Here is a 22,836-nt window from a genome sequence, read left to right as displayed (position 1 = left end):
CCCCGAGGAGAGCCTGCGCCACTGGGACGGCGAAGGCGAGCCGCCCCGGGTAGAGCTGGCCGCCGGGCTCAACAGCGGGCGGGTGGTCTACCTGCCCGAGCGTGGCCTGGTCGACCCGCTGGGCCAGGTCACCCAGGGCTCACTGGAGCTGATGGCCGCCGCCGAGGGCAGCGAGCTGGTCATCTCCCAGGAGGCGAGCCAGCACATGCCGCCGGCGCTGGACCTGCAGCCGCGGCTCAGCTCGCGGCTGGTGGCCAGCGACGGTCGGGTGCGCCTGCGGGCCCTCGTTCTCGGTGCCAATGAAGGCGGCCGCGAGGCGCGGCCGCCCAGCCTGGTCGGCCGCGAGGGCCAGCTGCGCACCCTGCGTGATGCCCTGGCCCGGGCCGGCATCGGCCTGCGCCAGAGCGTGCTGGTGCGCGGCCCCTCGGGCATGGGCAAGTCGGCGCTGATGGTCGGCTTCCGCCAGCTCGAGAAGAGTCGCGATGCCGCCATCTGCTGGCAGCCCAATACCCGGCTCTCGGTGCAGGAGCCCTACGGCGTGGCCCGCCAGCTGCTGTGCTGGCGGCTGGGCGGGCGGATCACCCCCGAGGCGCTGGCCGCGCTGCGCGAGACCCTGGCGCTGCCGGCCCTGGAGGAGCCCCGCCTGCAGCTGCTGGAGGAGGCCCTGGGCGCCCGCGAGTCCCGCGAGGTGGCCGTGCTCAGCCAGAGCGGCGAGGCGGTGGAGCTAGTGGTGGGGCTGGTGCAGCGGTTGGTGAAGGCCTTCGCCGCCGAGCGCACCCTGGTGCTGATGATCGACGACCTGCAGTGGCTCGACGAGCCCAGCTTCAAGGTGCTGGCCGGCCTTCAGGCGCGGCTGCCCATCAACTGCGCCTTCATGCTGGTGGCCAGCCACCACGGCCGTGAGACGCTGCCGACCCGGCTGCACTGGGACCAGCAGATCACCCTGGGCCGGCTAGATCCCATGCAGTCCTCACGGCTGCTCTCCCAGCTGGCGCGCCGCTACCGCATCCACCTGAGCCCCCGGCTGCGCGGCCAGATCATCGAGCGCTGCGACGGCGTGCCCCTCTACCTGCAGGAGATCTGCCGGCGGGTCGACATGGACCGCCGCGAGGGGCGCAGCGTGCACCTCGACGAGCTGCCCCACGGCCTGCTTGGCCTGCTCGGCAGCCGCATCGACCAGCTCGACGCGGACCGCGAGGTGGCCCACGTCGCCGCGGTGCTGGGGCGGCGCTTCCGCTTCGACTTCCTGGCCGAGTGCAGCGGCTGGGAGAAGCTGCGCCTGAGCCAGGCCCTGGAGCAGATGCGCCGCCTGGAGATCATCGAGCCGGTGGAGGGCGACGACGACGGTCGCGTATACCAGTTCACCCACCAGCTGCTGCAGGAGGCCGCCTACCTCTCCTGCCCGCGGGACGTGCGCACGGCGATCCACCGCCAGGTGGTCGAGCTGATCGAAGGGCGCTTCCCGATGTGGATCAGCCGCCACCCCGGTGACTTCGCCACCCACCTGCGGCGCAGCGGCCACTACGCCCGCGGCGCCCGCTATTACGAGCTGGCCGCCCGCGAGGCGCTGAAGGTCAGCGCCAACCGCACCGCCCTCAAGATGGCCGATCTGGGCCTGGCCAGCCTGCGCCAGGTGGAGGGCCAGACCGAGCGCGAGATCAGCCTGCTGACCGTGCGCGGCCAGGCCGCCTTCGCCCTGGAGGGCCACGGCTCGCCCACCGCCCACGAGAGCTTCGTGCGTGCCCGGGAGCTGCTCAAGCAGCTGGACCGCGAGGGCGTCGAGCCCAAGGACCTGGAGCAGGCCTTCCTGGTCAAGTGGGGCCTGTGGGTGGGCTGCAGCCAGCGCCACGCCCACGCGGATGCCTTCCATCTCGCCTCGCGCCTGGCCGGACTCGCCGAGAAGCTCGACGACCCGCGCTATGGCCGCCTGGCCGAGTACGCTCGGGCCAGCTGCGAGTACTGGGCCGGGCGCATCGAGCGTGCCTACGACCACCTGGAGGAGATCAACCCCCTGGAGTCGCCGATGATGATCGAGTGGCTGCCGTTCTCCGACCACCCCCAGGTGGCCGCCGCCTGCTTCCAGGGCTGGGCGCTCTGCCTGCGCGGCGACTACCGCCGCGCCGAGACCCAGGTCGAATCGGCCATTCGCCTGGCCGAGCGCATCGGCCACCCCGGCAGCCTGGCCATGGCGCTGATGTACGCCGCGGCGCTCTACCGTCAGCTCGGCCACGTGCACCTGGCCGCCACCCGCGCCCAGCGCGCCTTCGAGCTCACCGGCTCCCAGGACCTGCACCTCTGGCAGATGTCCGCCCGCGGGGTGCTCGGCTGGCAGAAGGCCATGTCCGGCGACCGCGACGGCCTGAAGCAGGTCGAAGCCGCCCAGGACGAGCTCGCCGAGCTCACCGGCCGCGACCCCTACAGCCGCCCCTCGCTGTGGTTCGTGGACGCCTGCATCGCCCTGGGCGACCTGGGCCGTGCCGAGGACTACCTCGACCAGACCCTGATGCTCGCCCGGGAGAAGGCCACCCTGTTCGTCCCCGAGCTCGCCCTGCAGCTGGCCCGCGTGCGCCACCGCCTCGGTCACCCACGGGAAGAGGTCATCGCCGTGGTGGAGCTGGCCCTGGAGCAGACCCGCGAGGACGGCAACCTGCACCAGCAGATCAACGGGATGGAGCTGTGGCTCACCCTGATCGACCCCAGCGACGAGCGGGCCCGCCAGGAGCTGCGGCGCCTGCTCGCCGGGGTCAGCCACTCCGACGCCCCGATCCTCGCCCGCTGGCGCAGCCTGCTCGACCGCACCCTGCCATACCCCGCCGACGCCGACGCCCTCTAGGGCCCCGGCATCAGGAGCGAGGAGCGAGGGGCGAGGGGCGAGGGGCGAGGAGCAAGGAGCAAGGAGGGCACCAGGCCATATCGCTATGGCGTCGATGTGGTCAGCCTGGCGGTACTGGCCGACGCCAGCCCAGCCTTTCGGCCGCAGCGCTTCCTGCGCGGCCGCTGCTGCTGCTCACCAGACTGATCACGCTGAAGTTCGGCGAGCCGCCCGCCTGGGCGCGGGAAAGGCTCGAGGGCGCCACCACCGATCAGCCGGAAGCCTGGGCCGAGCGTATCCTGAGCGCCGATACCTGGAAGCCCTGCTGAAAGAGTGATCACCCTTCCAGACCGGCTTCGCCGCGCGAATCGCGATTACCAGTGGGTGGCCGGCTGTGCCGGGCGAACAGCAATTGCCTGTGGGAGGCCGGCTCCGCCGGGCGAATCGCGATTACCAGTGGGAGGCCGGCTGTGCCGGGCGAATGGTGGCGCAGCCGCCCAGCGGTGTTGTGCTCTTGCGAATCGGCGCTGTCCCCTCGGATTGCTCCCAACTCCCTCGGTCATTGGGGGCGGGGGTTAGTGTGAGGCCAGCTCCCTGAAAAAGGCAGGGTTATCCTGAATGGTCGCCAGTACCTTGGCCGCCAGGCCAGTGGGATTGCGGCGTTTGGCTTCCCAGCTTCTGATGGTGTCGATGCTGGTTCCCATGGCCTGAGCGAACTCGGCTTGGGAAACCTCGAGCTGGGCACGGATCGCCTTCACATCCGCCACCTCGTGGCGTGTGACGCGGCTAGCCCTCGCCTTGCCCTGCTTGATCTCAACGGCTTCCTGCAGCGATGTCTGAAGTTCGTCAAAAAGGTTCATTGGGAACCTCCCCCTTCAACTGGTGGGTCAGTGTTTTCAGCGTGGCCTTCTCGGCGGGTGTCAAACTTTCCTTCACGCTCTTGGGGTAGGCTAAGACCAGGTAGATGATCTCATTGGTCGCCAGAAAATAGATGACCCGAGCCCCGCCTTGCTTTCCCTGATTCCCTACTGCCATCCGAATTTTACGTAGCCCGCCGGTTCCCTGGATCAGATCGCCCTTGTCCGGCTGGGCAATGAGTGTGCGCTGTAGCTCTTTCAGTTCATCATCGGTTGCCAACACTTTGATCTGCCGGGTAAACGTGGGAGTTTCGATAAATTCGATGGCATGACTCACGTCGTGCTTTTCCTGTGGCAGATGCGTGAAATCATGTACATAGTACAACCCTTCCTGTTTCCTGTCGACAGCAATCCCGCCTAGTCGAACTATAGTGGGAACTATCCAGTGGAACCCGCGAACCGGCAGGGAGGCCGAATCATGTCCACCTATCCCCAGATCCATCACCACGGCGGCGCCAGCGGCGTCACCGGCAGCTGCCACCGCCTGCAGATCAGCGCGGATCGCGCGCTGCTCATCGATTGCGGCCTCTTTCAGGGCCAGGATGCCGACGCCCTCGACGGCTTCGAGCAGCTCCAGGTGCGCTTCCCGGTTGAGGACGTGTTGGCGCTGGTGGTCACCCACGTGCATATCGACCATATCGGCCGGCTGCCCTACCTGCTGGCGGCGGGATGGCGCGGGCCGATCCTCTGCTCGGTGCCCTCGGCGCGGCTGCTGCCGCTGGTGATCGAGGACGCCCTGAGGATCGGCTTCACCCGGGACCGCGCCCTGATCGAGCGCTTCCTCGACGAGGTCGAGGGCCGGCTGGTGGCGCTGGACTACGCCAGCTGGCACACCCTGTTGGATGACGACCGCCACCGAGTACGGGTTCGCCTCAAACGCGCCGGCCATATCCTCGGCTCCGCCTACGTGGAGGTGGACAGCCTCGAGCGCACTACCGGCACCTCCCACCGCACGCTCTTCTCCGGCGACCTGGGCGCGCCCCATGCGCCGCTGCTGCCGGCGCCCAAAGCGCCCTGGGGCTGCGACACCCTGGTGCTGGAGAGCACCTACGGCGACCGCGAGCACGAGGACCGCCGCCACCGGCGCGGGCGGCTGCAGGTCGCCATCGACCGGGCGCTGGAGAACGGCGGGACCGTGGTGATACCCGCCTTCAGCATCGGCCGCACCCAGGAGCTGCTCTATGAACTGGAGACGCTGATCCATCGCGCAGCCAGCCCGCGCTGGCGCGACCTGGAAATCATCGTCGATTCGCCCCTGGCGGCGCGATTCACCGAGGTCTACCGCGAGCTCAAGCGCTGGTGGGACGCCGAGGCTCACCGCCGGCTGCGCGCCGGCCGCCACCCGCTCAGCTTCGACAACCTCTATACCGTCGGCTCCCATGAGGAGCACGAGCGCACCGTGACCTACCTGGCCGAGAGTGGCCGCCCGGCGGTGGTGATCGCCGCCAGCGGCATGGTCAGCGGGGGCCGGGTGGTCAACTACCTGAAGCGCCTGCTCGGCGACCCCCGCCACTGCGTGCTGTTCACCGGCTACCAGGGCGCCGGCACCCCGGGGCGCGACATCCAGCGCTACGGCCCCCGCGGCGGCTGGGTGGAACTCGACGGCGAGCGCCTCGACATCCGCGCCCGAGTGGAGACGGTCTCCGGCTACTCCGCCCACGCCGACCGCCAGGACCTGCTCAACTTCGTGCGCCGCATGCGCCACCCGCCGCACCACATTCGCCTGGTGCACGGCGAAGCCGCGGCCCAGGCCGCCCTGCGCGAGACCCTGCTGGCCTGGGCAGCAGGAGAGGGGCACACGCTGGAGGTCACCCTGGGCGGCGACGCGCCAAAGCCAAACTTTCCTTGTCTGTAGAGCCCCGCCACCCCCTCGCGTAGAATGGGCCGATTAACGATACCAACAACGACACCGCAGGGATGCTGGCACACGTCCAGCATCAGGGTTTCCTGATGCTCTGCTGACCCGCGCCAGCTTCCCGCACCAGACGCTACAGGGCATGGGAATCCGCCCGGAACAATCCCCGGGCGGTAGCGTGTTCTTGACGCAGGCAGCTGCAGCCCATTCTGCTATTCCGATCAATCTTCTCATCAGATTATGTCAATCCTATGACATGCTATACCTTTAGAGAAAAAGGAGATGAAATGAAAGTCATTGGCTACACAACAGGCGTTTATGATCTTTTCCATATTGGGCACCTGAATGTTCTTAAGCGGGCTAAACTGGAATGTGACTACTTGATTGTCGGTGTCACAACCGATGAGCTGTCAGAGTCAAGAAAAGGCAAGCGTCCGATCATTCCCTTTACAGAAAGGATGGAGATCGTAGAGCATGTCAAATTTGTTGACGAAGTCGTGCCTCAGACGAATATGAACAAGTTTGAGGCATGGAATAACTTGAAGTTTGACAAGATGTTCGTCGGCGATGATTGGAAAGGCTCTGAGAAGTGGAATCAACTCGAGCGGCAGTTTGGTGAAGTGGGAGTGGAGATTGTTTATTTTCCCTATACTAGCCACACCTCAAGTACCAAGCTTCGGGAGGTCCTTGAAAAGCTATGACTCAGGAAAATATACTGGATACGTTCCGTGAGACGTTCCGCCTGAATGAGCTTACCATCTCCCAGAGCGAGCACTGGGTGTTGTCGGTCCGCCCGGAGCAGCTGACCTTGGGCTCAATGGTCTTGAGTTCCTCCAAGGGAAAAACCGAGCTGAGCCAGTTGACTGCGGAAGAGGGGGCGGCACTGGTTCAGATGCTGAGTAAAGCAGAAACGCTTGCGAAGGACAAATTTGGTGCTGTACGTATCAATGCGATTTGCTTGATGATGAAGGATCCTGTTGTGCACTTTCACATCCTGCCACGCTACGACAAGGATATCGAATTTGGTGGTGTGGTTTGGCATGATAAAGACTATCCAAAACCGCCTAGTATAAGGCCGGTGCAGACAGAGAAAAATATTGTTGAACGCCTGCTGTCAAAGCTGAGAGATTAAAAAATAGCTAAACCTCGGCAGACACTGGATTATAGAAAGTGACTTATCATCATCAACTCGAAATAGGGCCGATGTATTAATGAAGATCATGTTGTTTCGTCACGCAACCTCAGAGGAAGATGGGTCGACGAAAGTGCTTGTCTGGTTGGCCAACACGCTCCGACGCCACGGCCATGACGTCATCGTTTTATCGCGGGACAATACACGAAACGAACCTTTCTATCCCTTGGATTCAGGAGTCGGTCTGCTCACCACCGGTGACAAACGATTAAAGAATAAAAAGCCTGGCCTCAAGATTACAAAACGTCTTAAGAAGGCGGTCAATAGGTATGGCGGAGAGGGAAATTACGGTCGCAGGTTCATGGCGGTCTACGCTGGATTCGTCTGTGCCCGCCTCGTGGATAAGGCGCTCATGGCTGCCGCGCGTGCCAGGCGCAGCTTGTCGACCTCCAGCTTTTCCCGCACCGCGGGGAAAGGGACTTACTATGGTGACTGGCAAGAGAGCATGGCGCCTGCTATCACCCGGGTAACCGAGATCCTACGCAAGGAGAAACCGGATCTTGTGGTGTCCTTTTTTACAGGGTCTCACTTTCTTATAGCAGAAGCCGCACGGCGGAGTGGGATACCTATCGTGTGTTCTTATCAAAATGATGTGCGGATCTACTCAAGAAGGATAGGCGAGAAGTTTACCGAGCTTTCAAAGGCTCTCCCCCCGCAGGCAATCACCATCCTTAATCCGATTTTCTATAGCGATCTTTCATCGGCAGATCGCAAGATAGCGCATGTTATTCCGAACTACATACCAGAGAGTAGCAGCACCCATGATAATGCCCGGCGCAGGAATGTCATTATTTCCGTTGGCAGATTAAATCATCAGAAAAACCACGAACTTCTCATCGACGCCTTTGCGAAGCTGGAAAAGGAGTTCTCCGACTGGCAAGTAGAAATCTACGGTGCAGGCGAACTGAAAAATGCACTTGAGCGCAAAATTTTTGCCCTTGGCCTGGGAGGTAGAGTTCTTCTGAAAGGCACTACGTCCGACATTGATGCCGCCTATAGTGAGGCTTCTATTCATGCATTCCCATCGCTCTATGAGGGGTTCGGACTCGTCGTTATCGAGGCAATGTCCAATGGTTTGCCGATGGTAGGGGTCGCCGGCGTCTATCCACCGGCGCATTTCGTTTCCGAAAGTGGGGCCGGTCTGCTCGCCGCACCGTCACCGGATGACTTCGCCGCAAAACTCCGGGAACTGATGAGCGATCAACAGCTGCGCGACACGATGCGGGAGCGCGCCGTTGCCTATGCGAAAACCTTCTCGTCCGAGAAGGTGCTCTCCCTGTGGATCTCCCTCTTTGAATCCGTGCGCAAGAATGGATTGGCGCCGACCAAGAGCCAGACGCATGACCAGGTTATCGCAGATACAGTGGTAGACAGGCTGCCGATCCCGGATTCTGCCATCCCCCCTCTCCAGCACAGCCGTGTCAGCAAACACCGACGCAAGGGCAAGGAGGCCGCGCCGACACACGCCTGGGACGCGCCAATCCCAAGCAAGCTCGGTTATCCACGCCTTCACCCGGAGAACGCATATGATGCCCTGGATTTTCTGCGCGAGGAGAAGGTCAGCGAACTCAACCGTGCCGTTGTCGAGCGCATTCGAGAATCGGTGAGTACTTCCGGCCGGAAGATCAGGGTCGGCTTTGTGGTCAGCGAGAAGGAGAAGTGGAACGGCGACCCGCTCGTGCAGGCGTTGGATGCCTCGGGTCATTTCGAATGGAGCTTCGCCACGTGCCTCTCGAAAATTGCGACCAAGCAAACACCGATAGAGCGTGCGCTGAACTACGAACAGCAAGTCGCGTATTTTCGGCAAAAGGGACCGGTCGCGTTCCAGCTGTTCGATGCGGCGCGGGATTGCACCCTGCCCGTGGAGGATCTCGACTACGATCTCGTCTTTCTTCAGCAACCTTGGGCGATGAAGGATTTTCCCCGGCGGCTGATCGGAAAAAGCCTTTGCGCTTACATGCATTACGGCTTCATGATGATGGCCAATCACGGGATGCACTACAATATCGCCTCGTTCCATTCCTATTTGTGGAAGTATTTCACCCAGACGCAACTCCACCGGCAGATGCACCTCCAGCACGACCCTTCGGCGGTCAACAAGCTGCTCGTGACCGGATATCCGAAGCTCGACGTCTATCGAGAACCACCACCGCCGCGCACCGCGGTTCGCGTCTGGAAAACCCACTTCCACGATGACCGCCGGCGGGTGATCTTCGCACCGCATCACTCGCTCGGAAACACCTCTCTAGGGATGGCCACCTTCCGCTGGTCAGGAGAGGCGATGGCCGCGCTGCGCCAGCAATGCCAGGATATCGACTGGGTTTACAAACCCCACCCTACCCTAGCCTTCTCCATTGTACGCAACAAGGTGATGTCGGCCGAAGAGTACACCGTCTATGTGAATGGGTGGGCTAAAGGCGAGAACTCCAGCGTCTATGACGAGGGGGACTATTTTGATGTTTTTCGCTCGTCCGACGCCCTTGTCACTGACTGCGGCTCGTTTCTGGCCGAGTATTTGCCTACCGGAAAACCGATCATCTGGCTAGTCTCCGACGAGACGGTCGGATTGAACGAGGTCGGAGAACACCTCGCCAAAGGGTTCTATCAGGTGCGCACGGTCGAGGAGCTTAATCGGGTGTTCCAGCAGGTGGTGATCGACGGCGACGATCACCTGGCCGCGGTACGCCAGAGCGCGATCGAACAGGTCCTGCCGGGCGACAAGACGTCATCCGCGGCGGTGGTCGACGATCTGATAAAGACTTTTGTGATGGACGACGAGAATAGACAGCACACTGATCTCAATGGCATGGACCAAGAAAAGGAGACTCACCATGCATCTGATTGTTCATCGCGCTCGCTTCGTATAGGGGCGAAAACACCTTGATAGTGCTTGCAGGCTTGCCTGATGGTCACGCCGGAATAGAGATCGATGACAGGATCTCCGGTGACGGTGTTGCACTCTGTTCTTGCGGCCAAGGGCTATGAAGTCGGAACGTCGGGCGCGCCCGACGTTATCTCGATATCAAGACATGGGACTCAGAGGCGATGTTGAGTCATAATCGGATAGAAGAGGTGCTATGCATATTATTGCTCATCGTGGGCGTCTCGGGGATGGCTACGAGAACAGCATCAGTAGTTTAGCGATGTTAGGTGAGGATGTCGATGGAGTCGAGGTTGATGTACGCCTGACAGCCGATAAAGTACCTGTTTTGCTTCATGATAAGGAGCTTGAGAACGGTTTAGAGCATGTCGGTATGATCCATGAATTAACACTTGAAGACGTTTCCAGATATTCCTCTCGACGACAGGATGCAGTGCCAACACTTGATAGGTATCTTGAAGCATGTGATAAGAGAAAAATTCCAAGAATATTCTTGGATATTAAGGTTGTCGATGAACCCTCCGTTACAATCATTGCCGAACAGTTAAAGTGCAAAAAATACCTAGACAAAATAACGTGCTTAACGAAAACTGAGGAAGTTTTGCAAGTTTTGTGTAGTTTTTTGCCAGACGCAAAAAAGGGAATGCTCAGGACGAACAAAGATAATATTGATGAACGCTTACCGCTCGTAGAGCGTTACGGGGTTGATATACTTTTTGTCCAGCACGGCGATGCGGCATATCTTAAGAATCGTGATATAGTATCTGGCATAAAGCAAAGTGGATGTTCAGTAGGTGCTTCAATTCTAAACAAAGAGAACAGTATATTGCTGGCTCTACAGGATGGCTGTGATGTCGTCCTTACGGACCATAGTGATATTTATAAAAATTCCGTCAATCACTTTCTTGGCCTTGCATAAAAGTCGAGCTATCCCAATTTCCAGTAAAAGTCATCCAGCCTAGTCCCTAGGGTTATACTTTGCTGGCGATTTTTTGTTCAGCAAGATGGCATATATTAACTATAGTTAATAAATTTTCTATAGAGGTTTCGATAAACTTCATTGCTGGGTTTGTTGTCTTGGGTGGCTTACTATCCGAGATTGAATAGGTGTGATAAAAACATAGAGTGACAATTAATGCGTAATATCTTCCCATCCTTAGTGTTGTCTTCAGAGCTTCTTTATAACTCGCTGAACAGGGTGAGCGGAAAGAAAATCAAGGCGCTATACCTACTTGGGTCCTTGTTTAATGCTTTAAGTCTAAAGAATGTTTCGTATTTCTTCTTTAAGAAAATGCGACTTTCTTTGGAGAGATCCAACTCGCTGTCGGCTTATAAGAGTTACCAGTTTGCATTGTTTCATGAAGAAAAGTTACGCTATGATATCTATGGCACCTCGTCATCACCAAAGGATCCACTTTTTTTGTGCACGGCCAAGAGGATGACGGGTGAACCGAGGCCTTCAGCCAGCATAGGATATTATGGTGTTGCGTGGACACACCTCGGGTTAAAGCTGGAGGGCTTTGTCATCAGGCCATCCGACAATAAAGTAACTCTTATTGTCAATGACGTGGTGTTGCGTGAAATCCCCATTACCAAAGTTGTTAGAAAGCTTGGTTTTTTTAGCTTTACGATAAAAAGGGACGCGCTTGAAAAGTTTCCGAGCGAGTCAAGGCTTGAGCTGGCCAATGAGTCGCGTGTTCCTCTTGTTAACTTCAATGCGAGTGCTGTCCAGCTGAAAGTCCCACACGGCAACGGGACACTGTTCGGTCAGGATCGAACAGCCTTCATTAACAAAAAAGGCCATGTCATCCCAACAAGAGATGAAGTTGCAATACGTCAGGAACAGTATCTTTCCATTTATGAGAAAGTAAAAGACGTTATGCTGGCAAAGTTTGAAAAGCATGTCTTTCTCATGTATGGAACGCTGCTTGGCCATCATAGGGATGGTGATCTCATTGAAGGTGATGATGACTTTGATGTTGGATACTGGTCCAACTGCCCCGACGCTGAGACTGTGAAGCAAGAGACAAAACAGCTTGTTGTTGATCTTGTTCTGCTAGGCTTTACCTGTAGCTTTAATAGAAAAGGGCGACTTTTCCGTATTGCCTTGCCCGACAGCCCTGCCGGTGTTCATTTGGATATTCGTCCCGTGTGGTACGAAGACGGACATGTCTGGGCACATCGACAAGCGAAATTGGCACTCGAAAAAAATGACTTTGTTCCTGTTAAAGAAGAAGTGCTGAGAGACAGGGCTGTTCTTGTGCCCAATAATGCAGAGGTCTTTCTAGAGGCCTACTATGGAAAAGGCTGGAAGGTGCCGGATCCCTCATATTCGAATGAGGAAATCCCCAGCGATATCAAGTCACGTCTTAATAAGACAAATATTAAGCCGGGTGAATATAGGAAGATGTGTGAAGAGATTGCACGGCGCAGTGGTGACTTTCCTAATCCAGGACGATTTATTTCTATTGGTCTGAGTGATCTCTATGGTCAAGATGGTCATTATTTAGACTAGGTCTTTTCAATGTTGTCAAGAAGTGTCGTGCTAAGCATTGCCTCGCGTATATGGCGAAAATATTACATGGCAAGCAGTAGTAAGTGGAGGGTGAAACAGGCTCGGCTAATTAGCCGATATGCTAAGACAAGGCAGAGAATATCAGACAAAGTGCACAATAATAAGAAAATCAAGGTGCTGTTTCTTGTGCGAGAGAATCAGAAGTGGGGGACTCAATCGCTTTATGATGAGATGGAGCTTGATGACTTGTTCCTCCCGGTTGTTGTTGTTGCACCTCTGAAGCAACTTGGCAGGAGTATCAATAGTGACAAGATAAGTGAGATGCGTGAGAACCATGACTTCTTCAGGAATAAGAAGATGCGGGTCATGTATGGGTATGATGTAAGTAAAGAGTCTTTTATACCTTTTGATGCATTTGAGCCTGATATCGTATTTTATGATCAACCCTATGGGTTGGCACGCTGTCATCGAGTGGAATCAGTGTCTCGTTATGCTTTGACCTGTTATATTCCTTATGGCTATGGGTTTTATCTTGCGAGAGAGTCTGGGCAGCTGTCTCCGAGTTTCTTGCCGCTCATATGGCGTGTCTTCCTGGAAGACAGGGTTGTATTGAGTGGATGGGATAACCCACTGGTTGAGCAGTATGGTAACTGTGTCCATGTTGGATATCCTAAGGTGGATGCTTTACGCACGCTTTCATCAATCCATGAGGATGGAAAATCCTCCATGTCAACGCAGGGGGATATAAAGACTGTTATATATGCCCCTCATCACTCTTTGGAGCCTGGCCACCATGATCAATACGCAACCTTTGCGTGGAGTGGTGAAAAAGTCCTCGAGCTCGCTGAGCGCACTCCGCAGATAAACTGGGTTTTCAAGCCACACCCTCGCTTGAAGTACTCCTTGGTAAAGGCTGGAGTAATGGACGTTGAGGCAGTTGGGCACTACTACAGTCGATGGGTGTCTTTGCCAAATTCCACCGTCGTTGATGACGGTGAATATATCGATACCTTTAATCAGTCAAGTGCGATGATCACGGACTGCGGATCTTTCTTGCTTGAGTATCTTTTTACTGGTAAGCCACTTTTGCATCTCGTGAATCAAGAGTCAAGGGGATACAGCGAATTCGGTGAAAAATTGTTAAAGGGTTTCTATAGGTGCCATAATCAAGATGAGCTGCAGAAGCACGTTTGAGGATGTGGTCTTGAATGGATATGACTTCATGTTCAACGAGCGTATGAAGGGCGTTGTATTACCTGGCCAAAGATCTGGGCAATTGGTTAAAATGAACCTTGTTCAGGCCATGGAAGTGCGGGAAGTTCAATAAGCTATTCCATTTCATATTTTATTTCACTGTCTGGTAATTTGCACTATGTGGCTATACCGCTTGGCCTGGAATCACTTGTACTGGTCTGCAACTTTGCTGAGAAAGTTTTTTGTCATTAGCCCTTGGCCTACACTGTCTGTTGTTTCATTGACTCTACTGAGCCAAGGGGCAAAGCTTTTTGCGTTTTTTTTGCCACTCAAGGTTATTATCTTGATCGGTTCGACGGGTGTGCCTCGCTATTTTCCTTCGTCATGGGAAAGTTACGAAAAGGATACCCTGGTTTTGGCCCTTAGCTTTTCTGCGGTTATTTTCTTCCTGATTCATTTCTTTTCAGACAAACTGTTGTCATCAACGGCGGAGGGAGGGGCTGCCGGGGTTGTAGAACAGACTCGCAAGCTGCCACTTTTTTCGAATCAGGACGATCTTGCCTCTAGTGCGTATCGGCGTCTTGCGGCGGGGCTGGCCACGTCAGTTATGGCCTTGGCCCTTGGCCTATTATTTGGACTGGTGTACCCTTCTTTGTTGCTTGCCATAGTTGTCTATTTTATGATTGCGACAATTCCGATCGGCATCTTGGGCGCTGTTGGAGACAAGTGGCAGATTTTTATTATTGATAATCAAAAAGAAATAGTTGGATTCTTTTTTGGGGCTGGTTTCCTTTATGTATTCTCCTTCATGGTTGCTGACTTTCTTATCGGGGGTGGTCCAGGGTTCATGGTAGCAATCATTTCCCTTCTGCTTTCTCGGCAGTTCCTCAATAGGGCACAGAAATCTGTCAGGGATGCTATATGGTTAAGTGGAAAAAAATATCATATCAATGCAATTTTCTTCTCAAAGCATAAGCTCGATAAGACAAAGCTCGAGAGAAGGGACAAGGTATTTACAAGTTTCTTTCACCTCCCTGATCGGCCTGATCTGTTGCTGGATATTCTTAGGGAGTGCAATCCTGAAGGCCAGCATGATGAGTGTGAGATAACTTGCCGTTGGCATCAAGGCGGCCAGAAGGGGATTTTGCTGTTTTATGTGGATGTGGTGAATCACTCTTCCGTCATTGAGTCATACCTTCTCAAGGTTTTTGATGTCGCGCTCGACAATCAGGCTGCGCATGAGCTGGAGCTGTTGACCTCTTCTCTGGCTAGTCGCCTTCCGTCCTTGAGCCTGGCAGGTGCGAGCCAGCGTGAGGGCTGCAGTTTGCATTTGTTTTTCTGTGCGAACAGAGATGTTGTTGACTCCAAAGGATTTGCAAAAGGAGAATCGAGGTTTTATGCAGCCTGCTGGGGAGTTAAACCCTCAAAGAAAGTGGTTTCTCGTTACTTGAGGTCTCACCCTTTGATTCATCAGCGCTTGCAGCCCTATATGATTGAGCGGCTATTTCGTGTGCTGAAAAATTCTGAAAGGGGAGCGGTTCCCGGCATTCTTTCCGATCATCTTGAAGAAATAGTTGAGTGCCTTGCCTCTCTTCCGGTGGTGTTTGTCAATCCCGATATCAAAAGAGAGATGGTGTGCTCAAGTGCGAATGATAAAATTGAAATCGCTCACTGGGGAAGGTGGAGTCTTGAGCCTGCTGGTTCGGGGTTTCCCATTCGTAAAGGTTGGCATGGTAACATAAAAAGTGCCTTTGAGAGCGCTTGCGAGCACAGGAAGGACTTCACTCCAGCCCTGCTCCCGCTGGTAAGGCTGAGTGCCTATTGCTCTCTTTTCGAGAAATATTACCACCAGCAGCGTTTCGCCGATGCGGCAGATCTGATCCCGAAAATGGTATCCTGTCTTCCTTCTCAGTCCTCCGGGAATAAACTGCAGGCTAATTGTTAACATTACTTTGGTGAGTGCATGAAAGTACTATTGGCGGCTTCCTTTGGTGGGCACTGGGTGGAGCTGCAGCGCCTGTCGCCGCTTCTCGATGTTGCTGAGTATGAGTTTGTATCGACCGCCGAGCAGCAAAATACCAGTGCCACCTATTATCTCGACGACTTTAGTGTGCGTGAGCTCTGGCGGGGCGTGCGTCAGCTGCCCAGGGCAATCGGGATCGTCCGGCGCAGCCGGCCCGACCTGATCATCAGCACTGGTGCGGCACCCGGGCTATTGGTGCTCTTCGCCGGCTTCCTGCTGGGCAAGAAGACCCTCTGGGTAGACAGCATCGCCAACTGTCGCCGGCTGTCGCTTTCCGGGCGGGCGGCGCGGCTGTTTGCCAGCCAGGTGCTGACCCAGTGGCCCGAACTGGCCGTGGGGCGCGTGCGCTACCTGGGGAGGCTCTTGTGAGAATCCTCTTTGCCGCCGGTACCCAGTTTCCCTTCCCACGGCTGGACGAGGTGGTGCTTGGCGTGGCCCGCAAACGGCCGGCGTGGCCGCTGGTCTACCAGGCCGGTCCCGGGGCGTCGCTGCAGCGCTTTGTCTCGCTGCCCAACCTGCAGGCCCGGCCGCTCTTCGAGGCGGAGCACTATCGGCAGCTGTTTGCCGAGGCCGAGCTGGTGGTGACCCATGCGGGCATGGGCAACATCCTGGCCTGCCTGGAGCAGGGCAAGCCGTTCCTGATGATGCCGCGGCTGGCCCGGCTCGGGGAGCACCGCAACGATCACCAGGTCGATACCGCGGAGGCTATCACCGGCATTTACGGGGTGCCCTGTCACGACCAGGTGGACTCACTGGTCAGGGCTATTCTCGCGTATGATATTGCCGCCGCGCCGGCCGGGATTCCCACCGAGGCCATTCACAGGCAGCGCCAGGACTTCGGGAAGAAGCTCAACGCGCTGATTCGCTCCCTGTAACCAGAAGTGTACGCATGGATAGAAGTTCTATTGGCATCACCGAGCGCTACCCGTCACTGCTGATCGTCCCCATCGTGGATATCCTCGCCATGATCGCGGGAGCACTGGCGGCCTACTGGATTCGCTTCGAGACCTTCGAGTTGCACGAGCGCTACTGGCTGGCCACCGCCATCATGGCGCTGCTGGTGGTACTGCTGAACGTGATGCAGAGGGGCTATGCGCGCTGGCGGATCACCCGCATCACCTCCCTTCTGCTCAGGCTCTGCCTGGTATGGATGATCGTGGCGATCATGGCCGCCTCCCTGATCTACTTCGCCCATGCCGCCGAACGTTTCTCGCGCCTCTGGGTCGCGGGGGCACTTGTGATCTCCTTCGGCATCAGCGCCAGCGCCAGGGTGGCCGCGCAGCTGCTGCTGCGGCGTGCGCGGCGCTTCGGCCTCGCCCGTCGCTCCGTGTTCCTGATCGGGCCGTCCGAGCAGTTGCTCCAGGTGGGCAGGGGGATGCGCGACGCGCCTGCCGAGGGCTACTCCATCGCCGGAATCGAGCGAGTCTCAGAAGAACCAAGCGATCATGACCTGGAACGGCTGAGGGGCCGGGTGGTGGAGTCCGGGGCCCGCGAAGTGTGGATCTGTGTGCCACTCGAGATGGGGGGGGTGGTGCGTTCCATCTTCTATACCTTGCGCCACCACACCGTGGAGGTGCGCTTCATCCCCGATTTTCGCGGCATGCAGCTGCTCAACCATCGCATGAGCGAGGTGGCGGGGCATCTGGCGGTGGATCTCAGCGTCACGCCGCTCGATGGCGTGGCACGGATCATCAAGCGCCTCGAGGACCTGATTCTGGGCACCCTGTTTACCTTGCTGAGCATTCCCGTCTGCATCGGAATCGCCATCGCCATCAAGCTGACCTCCTCGGGGCCGATACTCTTCAAGCAGTTTCGAACCGGAGCCAACGGCAAGCACTTCAAGGTCTACAAGTTCCGCACCATGGTGGTCCACGAGGAGCGCAATGGCCAGGTGACCCAGGCGCGGCGCGGCGACCCGCGTTTCACGCCCATCGGCGCCTTCCTGCGCCGAACCTCCCTGGATGAGCTGCCCCAGTTCTACAACGTGCTGCAGGGGCGCATGTCGATCGTGGGGCCCAGGCCCCACGCCCTGGCGCACAACGAGTACTACAAGGACATCGTGGAGTCCTACATGAAGCGCCACAAGGTGAAGCCCGGCATTACCGGCTGGGCCCAGGTGCAGGGCTACCGCGGCGAGACCGATACCGTCGAGAAGATGGAGAAGCGGGTGGCCTGCGACCTCTGGTACATCGACAACTGGTCGATCTGGCTGGATCTGCGCATCATCCTCATGACGATCTATACCGTTGTTTTCTCCAAGTCGGCGTATTGACGAGCTTCATAGGCCTTTTCATGAAGGAACAAGGAAAATACGGGTGATATTCGAAAAGCGGTTGGCCGTCAATCTGGTGCTTGCCACCACCTTTCTGGTGCTGGTGTTGCTGGTATCCACGCCACTGCGCGTTCATGCAGTGATCGCGCTCCTGTTTCTCTATGCGCTGGGGTTTCTTGTCTATCACCGGCGTAAGCTGGCCTTTTGCAGGCGTGATGGCGTCGTGGCCATGCTGCTCTCCCTGTATGCGCTGAGCCATCTGCCCGTCTTCGTGATGGACGGCTACTCCTGGCGCTATCTGAGCCCCGGGCTGCATATGGTCGCGATCATTCCCGTGTACCTGATGCTCAGGCACTGCTGGGAGGAGATCGAGACCGGCAGGTTTCGCAACGCCCTGGAGTATGGGGCCTTCCTGGGCTCGCTGGGGGGTGGGCTACTGGCCTTCTACCAGGCCTTCTGGCTCGAAATCGGGAGGGCCGACGGGTTCCTCTTCCATATCAATTTCGGCTACCTGGTGGGGTCGCTGTTCTTCCTGCAGGTGGCGCTCTGGCCGAGCTCTCGCCGCCGGGCCCTCTTGACCCTAGGGATCGCCCTGGCACTTGCCGCCACCCTGCTGAGCACCGCACGCGGCGCCTATTTCGCCATTCCCATCGTGCTGGGGGGCGTGGCAATGCTGCACTGGCGCCGGGTCGGCGTCAGGAACCTGGCCCTGGGCGCCGTGGCGTTCTGCGTGCTGGCCGTGGGGAGCTACCAGTTCGTGCCCCTGGTCGAGCTGCGCGTCGACTATACCGTCGAGGAGATCACCCGAACCCTGGAAGGGGATGTGCGCCATTCGAGCGGTGGCCGCCTTCGTCTATGGGTGGTCGCCATCGAAGCCTTCAAGGAGCGGCCGCTCGTGGGGCTGACCTACGGGGAGCGTGAGGCGCTCAATGAATCGCTGGTGGGGACGGGCATCATCAACCCGTGGGTCGCCACCATCAGTCGAGGGCATGCCCACAGCCAGTATTTCGAGACCCTGGCCACCGGGGGCGTGGTCGGCATGGCAGCCCTGTTCTTCTATCTGATCTTTCCCTGTCTCTACTTCTTCGTGCGCCACTCGAGGCAGCCGGAGAATGCCTTCTACCTTGTTGGCGGGGTGTTTTCGTTTGCCTTTATCGTCTTCTGCCTCACGGAGGTGGCCCTGCAGCACGAGATGATCGGCACCTACTATGGCTTCATGCTGGTGGTGCTGTATGTGCTCGCCGAGCGCCGAAAGACGGTGATTGCGTCACCCGGCCATGCGGAATCTGGCATCGCCAGTCGAATGGAAATGAGGGGGAAGAATGCGAGTCGGGGTAGTCTGCCACGCTTTCAAGCATGGCGGCGGTATGGAACGCTATGCTCGCGATCTGGCGGCTGGGTTCGTGAAGCGCGGGTTGCGGCTGGTTATCAACTCTCGCGAGTTTGACCCGGCGCTGGAGGTTCTCGAGCATGTCGAACCCGTGAAGGTCGATTTTCGCTGGATGCCAAAGAAGCTCAGGGACGTCCTGTTCTTCTACAAGGCGGGCGAAATGGTCTCCCAGGTCGATCTGCTGGTGAGCTGCACGCCAAGCAGGAGCAGCGACATTGCGATCTGTGGAGGGAATCATCTCGGCTTCCTGGCGGCGATGTCCAACAGGCGCCGGCGACTGTCGGACCGCTTGAAGATCGCACTCGAACGAGGCGGTTACCGCAACGCGAAGCTCATCGTCGCTCACTCCAGGAGAATGCAGCAGGAGCTGGTCGAACACTACGGCATTCCTGGGAGTCGCATCCGGGTGATCCATCCGCCGGTCGACACGCAGCGGTTTTCGGTCCCGGCCGGGGACGCGCGACGGCAGGCTCGGCAGCGTTTCGGTTTCCAGGATGATGACGTTGTCTTTGCGATGCCATCGACCAGTCATCTTCGCAAGGGGGTCGATGCGCTGAGCGACTACTTTGCGGACACCTCGCTGCCGGTGGTACTGGCGGTGGCAGGGAGCGAGTTTCGATCCTCGAATCCTGCGGTGAGATCCCTGGGTTACCTTCAGGATATCGAAGCCCTCTACCAGGCCGCCGACTATACGGTCGTTGCCTCTCGGTATGAGCCGTTCGGGCTGGTTGGGGTCGAATCAATTCTGTGCGGCACGCCCTTGCTCATCGCCGAGAACGTGGGCTGCCGGGAGGTGCTGGATGAGGCCGCCTATGTCAGCTTCTCGATCGATGACGCCGCCTCGCTGGCGCGTGCCATCGAGACGGCTGTCATGAGGATCCGCAATGCTGAGCCCACCAGGATCCCGGTACCCGCGAGGGTGCTGCACTACGACCCCGACGTCGAGAGCCATGTGACGGCCCTGCTGAAGGCGGCCGGCCTGGAGCGCGGGGAAGGGTAGCCGGAAAGGAGCGGGCGTGAAGTTTCTCAGGAAGAAGGCCATCAAGGCGTTGCAGGGGAGAGGGTTCTACCAGGTCAAGGACCTCCCCCCGCTGGATTTTCGCGGCTACGATCTAACCCCTCTGCAATTGGCCGGGTCGGCCGGCGAACAAGCCGTGCTAGTCGAGGTGCCAGTCGAGAAGTTGCGCGCCTTCGACTTCATCGGCTTCGACCTGGCCAGGCGGGGCAGGCACCCCTTTGTCATGGCGGGAAACCAGATGCTGTCGGGTCAGAGCACAGGCTATTCTGGCTCCCTTCTGGAAAGCTACTACGAGTTCGTCAAGCCCAGCTCATTCTCCGATGTGCTCTTCGATCAAGAGGGGCTGAAACTGGCGGAAGGGCAGTTTGCCTCTCTCACCAGCCTCGAGGCTTCCTTTCCCTGGCTGAAGAATGATCCCGGGCAGGTGCGCCGCGCACGCCTCAGGGAGATGAGCAAGGAGGCCAGGCAGCATGGCCTGCGGGGTGAGGAGTATCTGTGCTGGCCCTTTGCGGGGCCCGTCAGCCGGGAAAGAGGGGGGCTGGAATACGGCCGCTTGCAAGGAATCATCGAGTCGATAACCCGGGAGGGCTATGCCCCGGGCGCTTTTGAAGGCCATATCGGCGGATATTTGTTGATGCGCGATGATGACGAGTATGCGGTGGTGATTGCAGGCGGCCAGCACCGGGTGGCCTGTCTTTCGGCCCTGGGGTACGACAGGGTTCCGGTCCTGGTAAAGAATGATCAGAATGTCAGCCGCCGTGATAGCCTCTCCTGGCGGGGGGTGGCTTCCGGGTTCTTTACCAAAGATCAGGCGTTGAATATTTTTGATCGTGTTCTCGAAGGGCGCCTGCCCGACTACTTCGAGAAGGCATGGGCTTGATAGGAGAGTTGAAGTGGCCGAGCCTGCGGGGCCACTTCAACGCTTCCGGGGTTGCGGTCGGCGGGTCTATTTCAGGATGTCAAAGCTGCCGGTAACGCCCAGCGGGCCCGATATGAAAGCGGTGATGACAATCATCTTTACGAGTCTTGGGTTGTCTTCAAGGTATGCAAATAGCGAATCGGAGAAGTCCCTGTTGTGTATCAGGATAAGCGCTGTGCTCAGGATGATGTTGGTGATCGCAAGCGACCACCAGCGGAAGTGATCGTGTCCCAGCGGGTAGAGAGCCAGGGGCGACAGGCTGGCGATAAGCAGCAGCAAGGCCTTCGGAGTGCACGATCCGCGTAGCCGGGAAGAGAGCTTATATACCATATAGAAGAAGGGTGACATGAACACCAGCATGGCCACATGATGGAGGACTCGGGAAAGATCGAAAGCCGTTCGTAGCGTTCTTCCGATGTTTTCTTCGAGAGTGGTGTTGTGCAGTACGCTCAAGGATGACTCTACGACCCGGCTGCCGTAAATGGCTCTCAGTGATTCCAGGTGAGCGTCCAGGGAGCTCGCTTGGTAATTGCCACGCGTCGAGATAAGGTAGGTGGCAATGAACATAACGACGATGGCGGCAGCCTGGAAGGCCAGCGCCCTGCGGGAAGAGTCTATGAAGATCCAATAGGCAATCACCATGGGCGCCACAATGAAAAAAGCGGCCTCATGAATCAAGAGCGCCAGGGTGAGGAGTGCAGTAACAATGAAGAAGCTGATGGTCTTCTGGTCGCCATTGGCTCTTGACAAGCCATACAGTGCAGGCAAGGCGATGAGGTAAAGAAACGCGTCAAACCTGCCCACGTCCTGCGCGAAGTGTTGCAGTGTGGCCGGCGATGTCACGGCAATGATGGCAAAGAGCAGCGCCCCTTGGCGATTGCCCGAGGCGTGCCAGGGTTGAGTGGATAGCCGGATCATCATGGCGGCCAATGTAAAAAAGACCAGATACGCTGAGGTGCTGACCAGCTCATAGGAAACATGGCCAAATAGGCGGTTGAGGATGTCGCCGACCAGGCCGCGTTTGATGAATCCGTCATCGTAGGTGAAGAGGTAGTGAGTATAGCTCCAGTTGCCGACATAGCTTCTTCCTTCAATGAGGAGCTTGGGGTTGGCTCGTAGAAAAAACAGCGCAAACACGGACACGATGATTGCCCAAAACTTCCATGTCGTCGGCCGTGTGTCTGTGAGATTGGCTTCGTTATGCATTATCTTCTTTCCTGGAAGGGCGCCCTCGATGATGTCGGCGAAGGTCTGGATGCCGATGAGCAGCTTCTTACGGGCGGCAGCGGGCACGATGATCTCCTGGATCGGGGCGGCAGGGGCGACTAGCGGGCCAGCCGTTGCTTGGTGCGCTTGAGCCAGGAGAGCATGCCTGGCGTGGCCTGGTAGACGTCACGCATCTCCTGACGATAGTACCAGGCCTGGTCGGCGCCACCGGCGATCATGCCGTGGGGGTCCAGCTTGGGCCGCTGGGGCTTGTCCGCGATCAGGTAGTTGAGCACCTTGGGCAGGGCCTCGAAGGCGTCCCGCAGCGCCGCCTCGGCCTCGTGAAGGCGGTTGAGCCGCACCAGGGCGAGCATGCGTCCATAGTGGGTCTCGGCCAGATGATCATCGGGATACTGCTCCGCGATGGCCAGGGCCGGCGGCCTGATGGCCCAGCGCCTCATAGCTGTCGCCCAGCAGGTGCACTGCCTGGGCCTGCAGCTCCTCATCGAGGCCCCCCTTCAGGGAAAATGCACGACAAACCGCTCTACGACGGGGCTTGTAGGGCAATCGAAATCCGCCTACCGTGAAACGCTAATGCATTTTTTCACGGATGGCCCTCATGCTGACGCCTTCATTGATGCA

20 protein-coding genes are annotated in these 22,836 nt (G+C 57.9%); 16 read left to right on the top strand and 4 right to left on the bottom strand.

Features of this window, described 5'->3' with window-relative positions; translation table 11 throughout:
* Positions 1 to 2,833, top strand: a 2,833-nt coding sequence (locus J5F18_RS12945; protein ID WP_346299025.1) for an AAA family ATPase, incomplete at its 5' end; no start/stop codon positions are given.
* A 554-nt stretch (positions 2,834 to 3,387) separates the two neighbouring features.
* Here the strand turns inward: J5F18_RS12945 and nadS are convergent.
* Both nadS and J5F18_RS12935 read right to left on the bottom strand, forming a co-directional pair.
* Entirely contained in the window at positions 3,388 to 3,672 is a 285-nt protein-coding gene (gene nadS, locus J5F18_RS12940) for a NadS family protein (protein WP_346299024.1), read from the bottom strand.
* Entirely contained in the window at positions 3,659 to 3,994 is a 336-nt protein-coding gene (locus J5F18_RS12935; RefSeq protein WP_346302227.1) for a type II toxin-antitoxin system RelE/ParE family toxin, read from the bottom strand. Before J5F18_RS12935 ends, nadS begins: the two co-directional genes overlap by 14 nt.
* Before the next feature lie 153 nt (positions 3,995 to 4,147).
* Here J5F18_RS12935 and J5F18_RS12930 point away from each other — a divergent pair, with 153 nt between their 5' ends.
* The 14 genes from J5F18_RS12930 to J5F18_RS12865 all read left to right on the top strand — a co-directional run bounded on the left by J5F18_RS12930 (position 4,148) and on the right by J5F18_RS12865 (position 20,949).
* Entirely contained in the window at positions 4,148 to 5,584 is a 1,437-nt protein-coding gene (locus J5F18_RS12930; protein WP_346299023.1) for an MBL fold metallo-hydrolase, read from the top strand.
* Positions 5,585 to 5,871: 287 nt separating this feature from the next.
* A complete protein-coding gene (locus tag J5F18_RS12925) occupies positions 5,872 to 6,285 on the top strand; it encodes an adenylyltransferase/cytidyltransferase family protein (protein WP_346299022.1) in 414 nt (137 codons plus the stop codon).
* Entirely contained in the window at positions 6,282 to 6,716 is a 435-nt protein-coding gene (locus tag J5F18_RS12920; protein ID WP_346299021.1) for a hypothetical protein, read from the top strand. The genes J5F18_RS12925 and J5F18_RS12920 overlap by 4 nt, the downstream gene beginning before the upstream one ends.
* Positions 6,717 to 6,795: 79 nt before the next feature.
* Positions 6,796 to 9,660 (top strand): glycosyltransferase, encoded by a 2,865-nt coding sequence (locus J5F18_RS12915; protein ID WP_346299020.1) that lies wholly within the window; start codon positions 6,796 to 6,798, stop codon positions 9,658 to 9,660.
* Between the two features lie 193 nt (positions 9,661 to 9,853).
* Positions 9,854 to 10,576 (top strand): glycerophosphodiester phosphodiesterase, encoded by a 723-nt coding sequence (locus J5F18_RS12910; protein ID WP_346299019.1) that lies wholly within the window; start codon positions 9,854 to 9,856, stop codon positions 10,574 to 10,576.
* A gap of 216 nt (positions 10,577 to 10,792) precedes the next feature.
* On the top strand, positions 10,793 to 12,172 hold the full coding sequence (locus J5F18_RS12905) for a hypothetical protein (RefSeq protein WP_346299018.1): 1,380 nt from the start codon (positions 10,793 to 10,795) through the stop codon (positions 12,170 to 12,172).
* A 150-nt stretch (positions 12,173 to 12,322) separates the two neighbouring features.
* A complete protein-coding gene (locus J5F18_RS12900; protein ID WP_346299017.1) occupies positions 12,323 to 13,366 on the top strand; it encodes a CDP-glycerol glycerophosphotransferase family protein in 1,044 nt (347 codons plus the stop codon).
* 193 nt (positions 13,367 to 13,559) lie between these two features.
* Complete coding sequence (locus tag J5F18_RS12895) at positions 13,560 to 15,311, top strand: hypothetical protein (RefSeq protein WP_346299016.1); 1,752 nt, start codon at positions 13,560 to 13,562, stop codon at positions 15,309 to 15,311.
* A 30-nt stretch (positions 15,312 to 15,341) separates the two neighbouring features.
* Complete coding sequence (locus J5F18_RS12890) at positions 15,342 to 15,758, top strand: oligosaccharide biosynthesis protein Alg14 (protein WP_346299015.1); 417 nt, start codon at positions 15,342 to 15,344, stop codon at positions 15,756 to 15,758.
* Positions 15,755 to 16,264, top strand: a complete 510-nt coding sequence (locus J5F18_RS12885; RefSeq protein WP_346299014.1) for a glycosyltransferase — start codon at positions 15,755 to 15,757, stop codon at positions 16,262 to 16,264. Before J5F18_RS12890 ends, J5F18_RS12885 begins: the two co-directional genes overlap by 4 nt.
* Before the next feature lie 14 nt (positions 16,265 to 16,278).
* Complete coding sequence (locus tag J5F18_RS12880) at positions 16,279 to 17,661, top strand: undecaprenyl-phosphate glucose phosphotransferase (protein ID WP_346299013.1); 1,383 nt, start codon at positions 16,279 to 16,281, stop codon at positions 17,659 to 17,661.
* Positions 17,662 to 17,704: 43 nt separating this feature from the next.
* Positions 17,705 to 19,108 carry an O-antigen ligase family protein gene (locus J5F18_RS12875; protein ID WP_346299012.1) on the top strand — a complete coding sequence of 468 codons (1,404 nt, stop codon included), beginning with the start codon at positions 17,705 to 17,707 and terminating at the stop codon, positions 19,106 to 19,108.
* On the top strand, positions 19,029 to 20,051 hold the full coding sequence (locus J5F18_RS12870) for a glycosyltransferase family 4 protein (RefSeq protein WP_346299011.1): 1,023 nt from the start codon (positions 19,029 to 19,031) through the stop codon (positions 20,049 to 20,051). The genes J5F18_RS12875 and J5F18_RS12870 overlap by 80 nt, the downstream gene beginning before the upstream one ends.
* A 16-nt stretch (positions 20,052 to 20,067) precedes the next feature.
* The gene (locus tag J5F18_RS12865; protein ID WP_346299010.1) at positions 20,068 to 20,949 is read left to right on the top strand and encodes a hypothetical protein; all 882 of its coding nucleotides are present in this window, start codon (positions 20,068 to 20,070) and stop codon (positions 20,947 to 20,949) included.
* Between the two features lie 66 nt (positions 20,950 to 21,015).
* Here J5F18_RS12865 and J5F18_RS12860 read toward each other — a convergent pair whose 3' ends face one another.
* Positions 21,016 to 22,281: a hypothetical protein gene (locus tag J5F18_RS12860; RefSeq protein ID WP_346299009.1), complete on the bottom strand. Its 1,266-nt coding sequence runs from the start codon at positions 22,279 to 22,281 to the stop codon at positions 21,016 to 21,018.
* A 32-nt stretch (positions 22,282 to 22,313) separates the two neighbouring features.
* Complete coding sequence (locus J5F18_RS12855; protein WP_346299008.1) at positions 22,314 to 22,655, bottom strand: hypothetical protein; 342 nt, start codon at positions 22,653 to 22,655, stop codon at positions 22,314 to 22,316.
* Between J5F18_RS12855 and J5F18_RS12850 the strand changes: the two genes are divergently transcribed.
* Positions 22,639 to 22,836 (top strand): hypothetical protein (locus tag J5F18_RS12850; protein ID WP_346299007.1); only part of this gene is annotated, 198 nt, incomplete at its 3' end. The genes J5F18_RS12855 and J5F18_RS12850 overlap by 17 nt on opposite strands.

This window comes from Halomonas sp. BM-2019, assembly GCF_017584085.1.
The sequence above is the reverse complement of the archived record's forward strand: the minus strand, read 5'-3'. Positions and strand labels throughout refer to the sequence as shown.

What these genes read in the sequence shown, in the direction of transcription:
- nadS (WP_346299024.1), bottom strand. Translation starts at nt 3,672, where the DNA reads ATGAACCTTTTTGACGAACTTCAGACATCGCTGCAGGAAGCCGTTGAG.
- J5F18_RS12930 (WP_346299023.1), top strand. Translation starts at nt 4,148, where the DNA reads ATGTCCACCTATCCCCAGATCCATCACCACGGCGGCGCCAGCGGCGTC.
- J5F18_RS12925 (WP_346299022.1), top strand. Translation starts at nt 5,872, where the DNA reads ATGAAAGTCATTGGCTACACAACAGGCGTTTATGATCTTTTCCATATT.
- J5F18_RS12920 (WP_346299021.1), top strand. Translation starts at nt 6,282, where the DNA reads ATGACTCAGGAAAATATACTGGATACGTTCCGTGAGACGTTCCGCCTG.
- J5F18_RS12915 (WP_346299020.1), top strand. Translation starts at nt 6,796, where the DNA reads ATGAAGATCATGTTGTTTCGTCACGCAACCTCAGAGGAAGATGGGTCG.
- J5F18_RS12910 (WP_346299019.1), top strand. Translation starts at nt 9,854, where the DNA reads ATGCATATTATTGCTCATCGTGGGCGTCTCGGGGATGGCTACGAGAAC.
- J5F18_RS12905 (WP_346299018.1), top strand. Translation starts at nt 10,793, where the DNA reads ATGCGTAATATCTTCCCATCCTTAGTGTTGTCTTCAGAGCTTCTTTAT.
- J5F18_RS12880 (WP_346299013.1), top strand. Translation starts at nt 16,279, where the DNA reads ATGGATAGAAGTTCTATTGGCATCACCGAGCGCTACCCGTCACTGCTG.
- J5F18_RS12870 (WP_346299011.1), top strand. Translation starts at nt 19,029, where the DNA reads ATGGAACGCTATGCTCGCGATCTGGCGGCTGGGTTCGTGAAGCGCGGG.
- J5F18_RS12855 (WP_346299008.1), bottom strand. Translation starts at nt 22,655, where the DNA reads ATGAGGCGCTGGGCCATCAGGCCGCCGGCCCTGGCCATCGCGGAGCAG.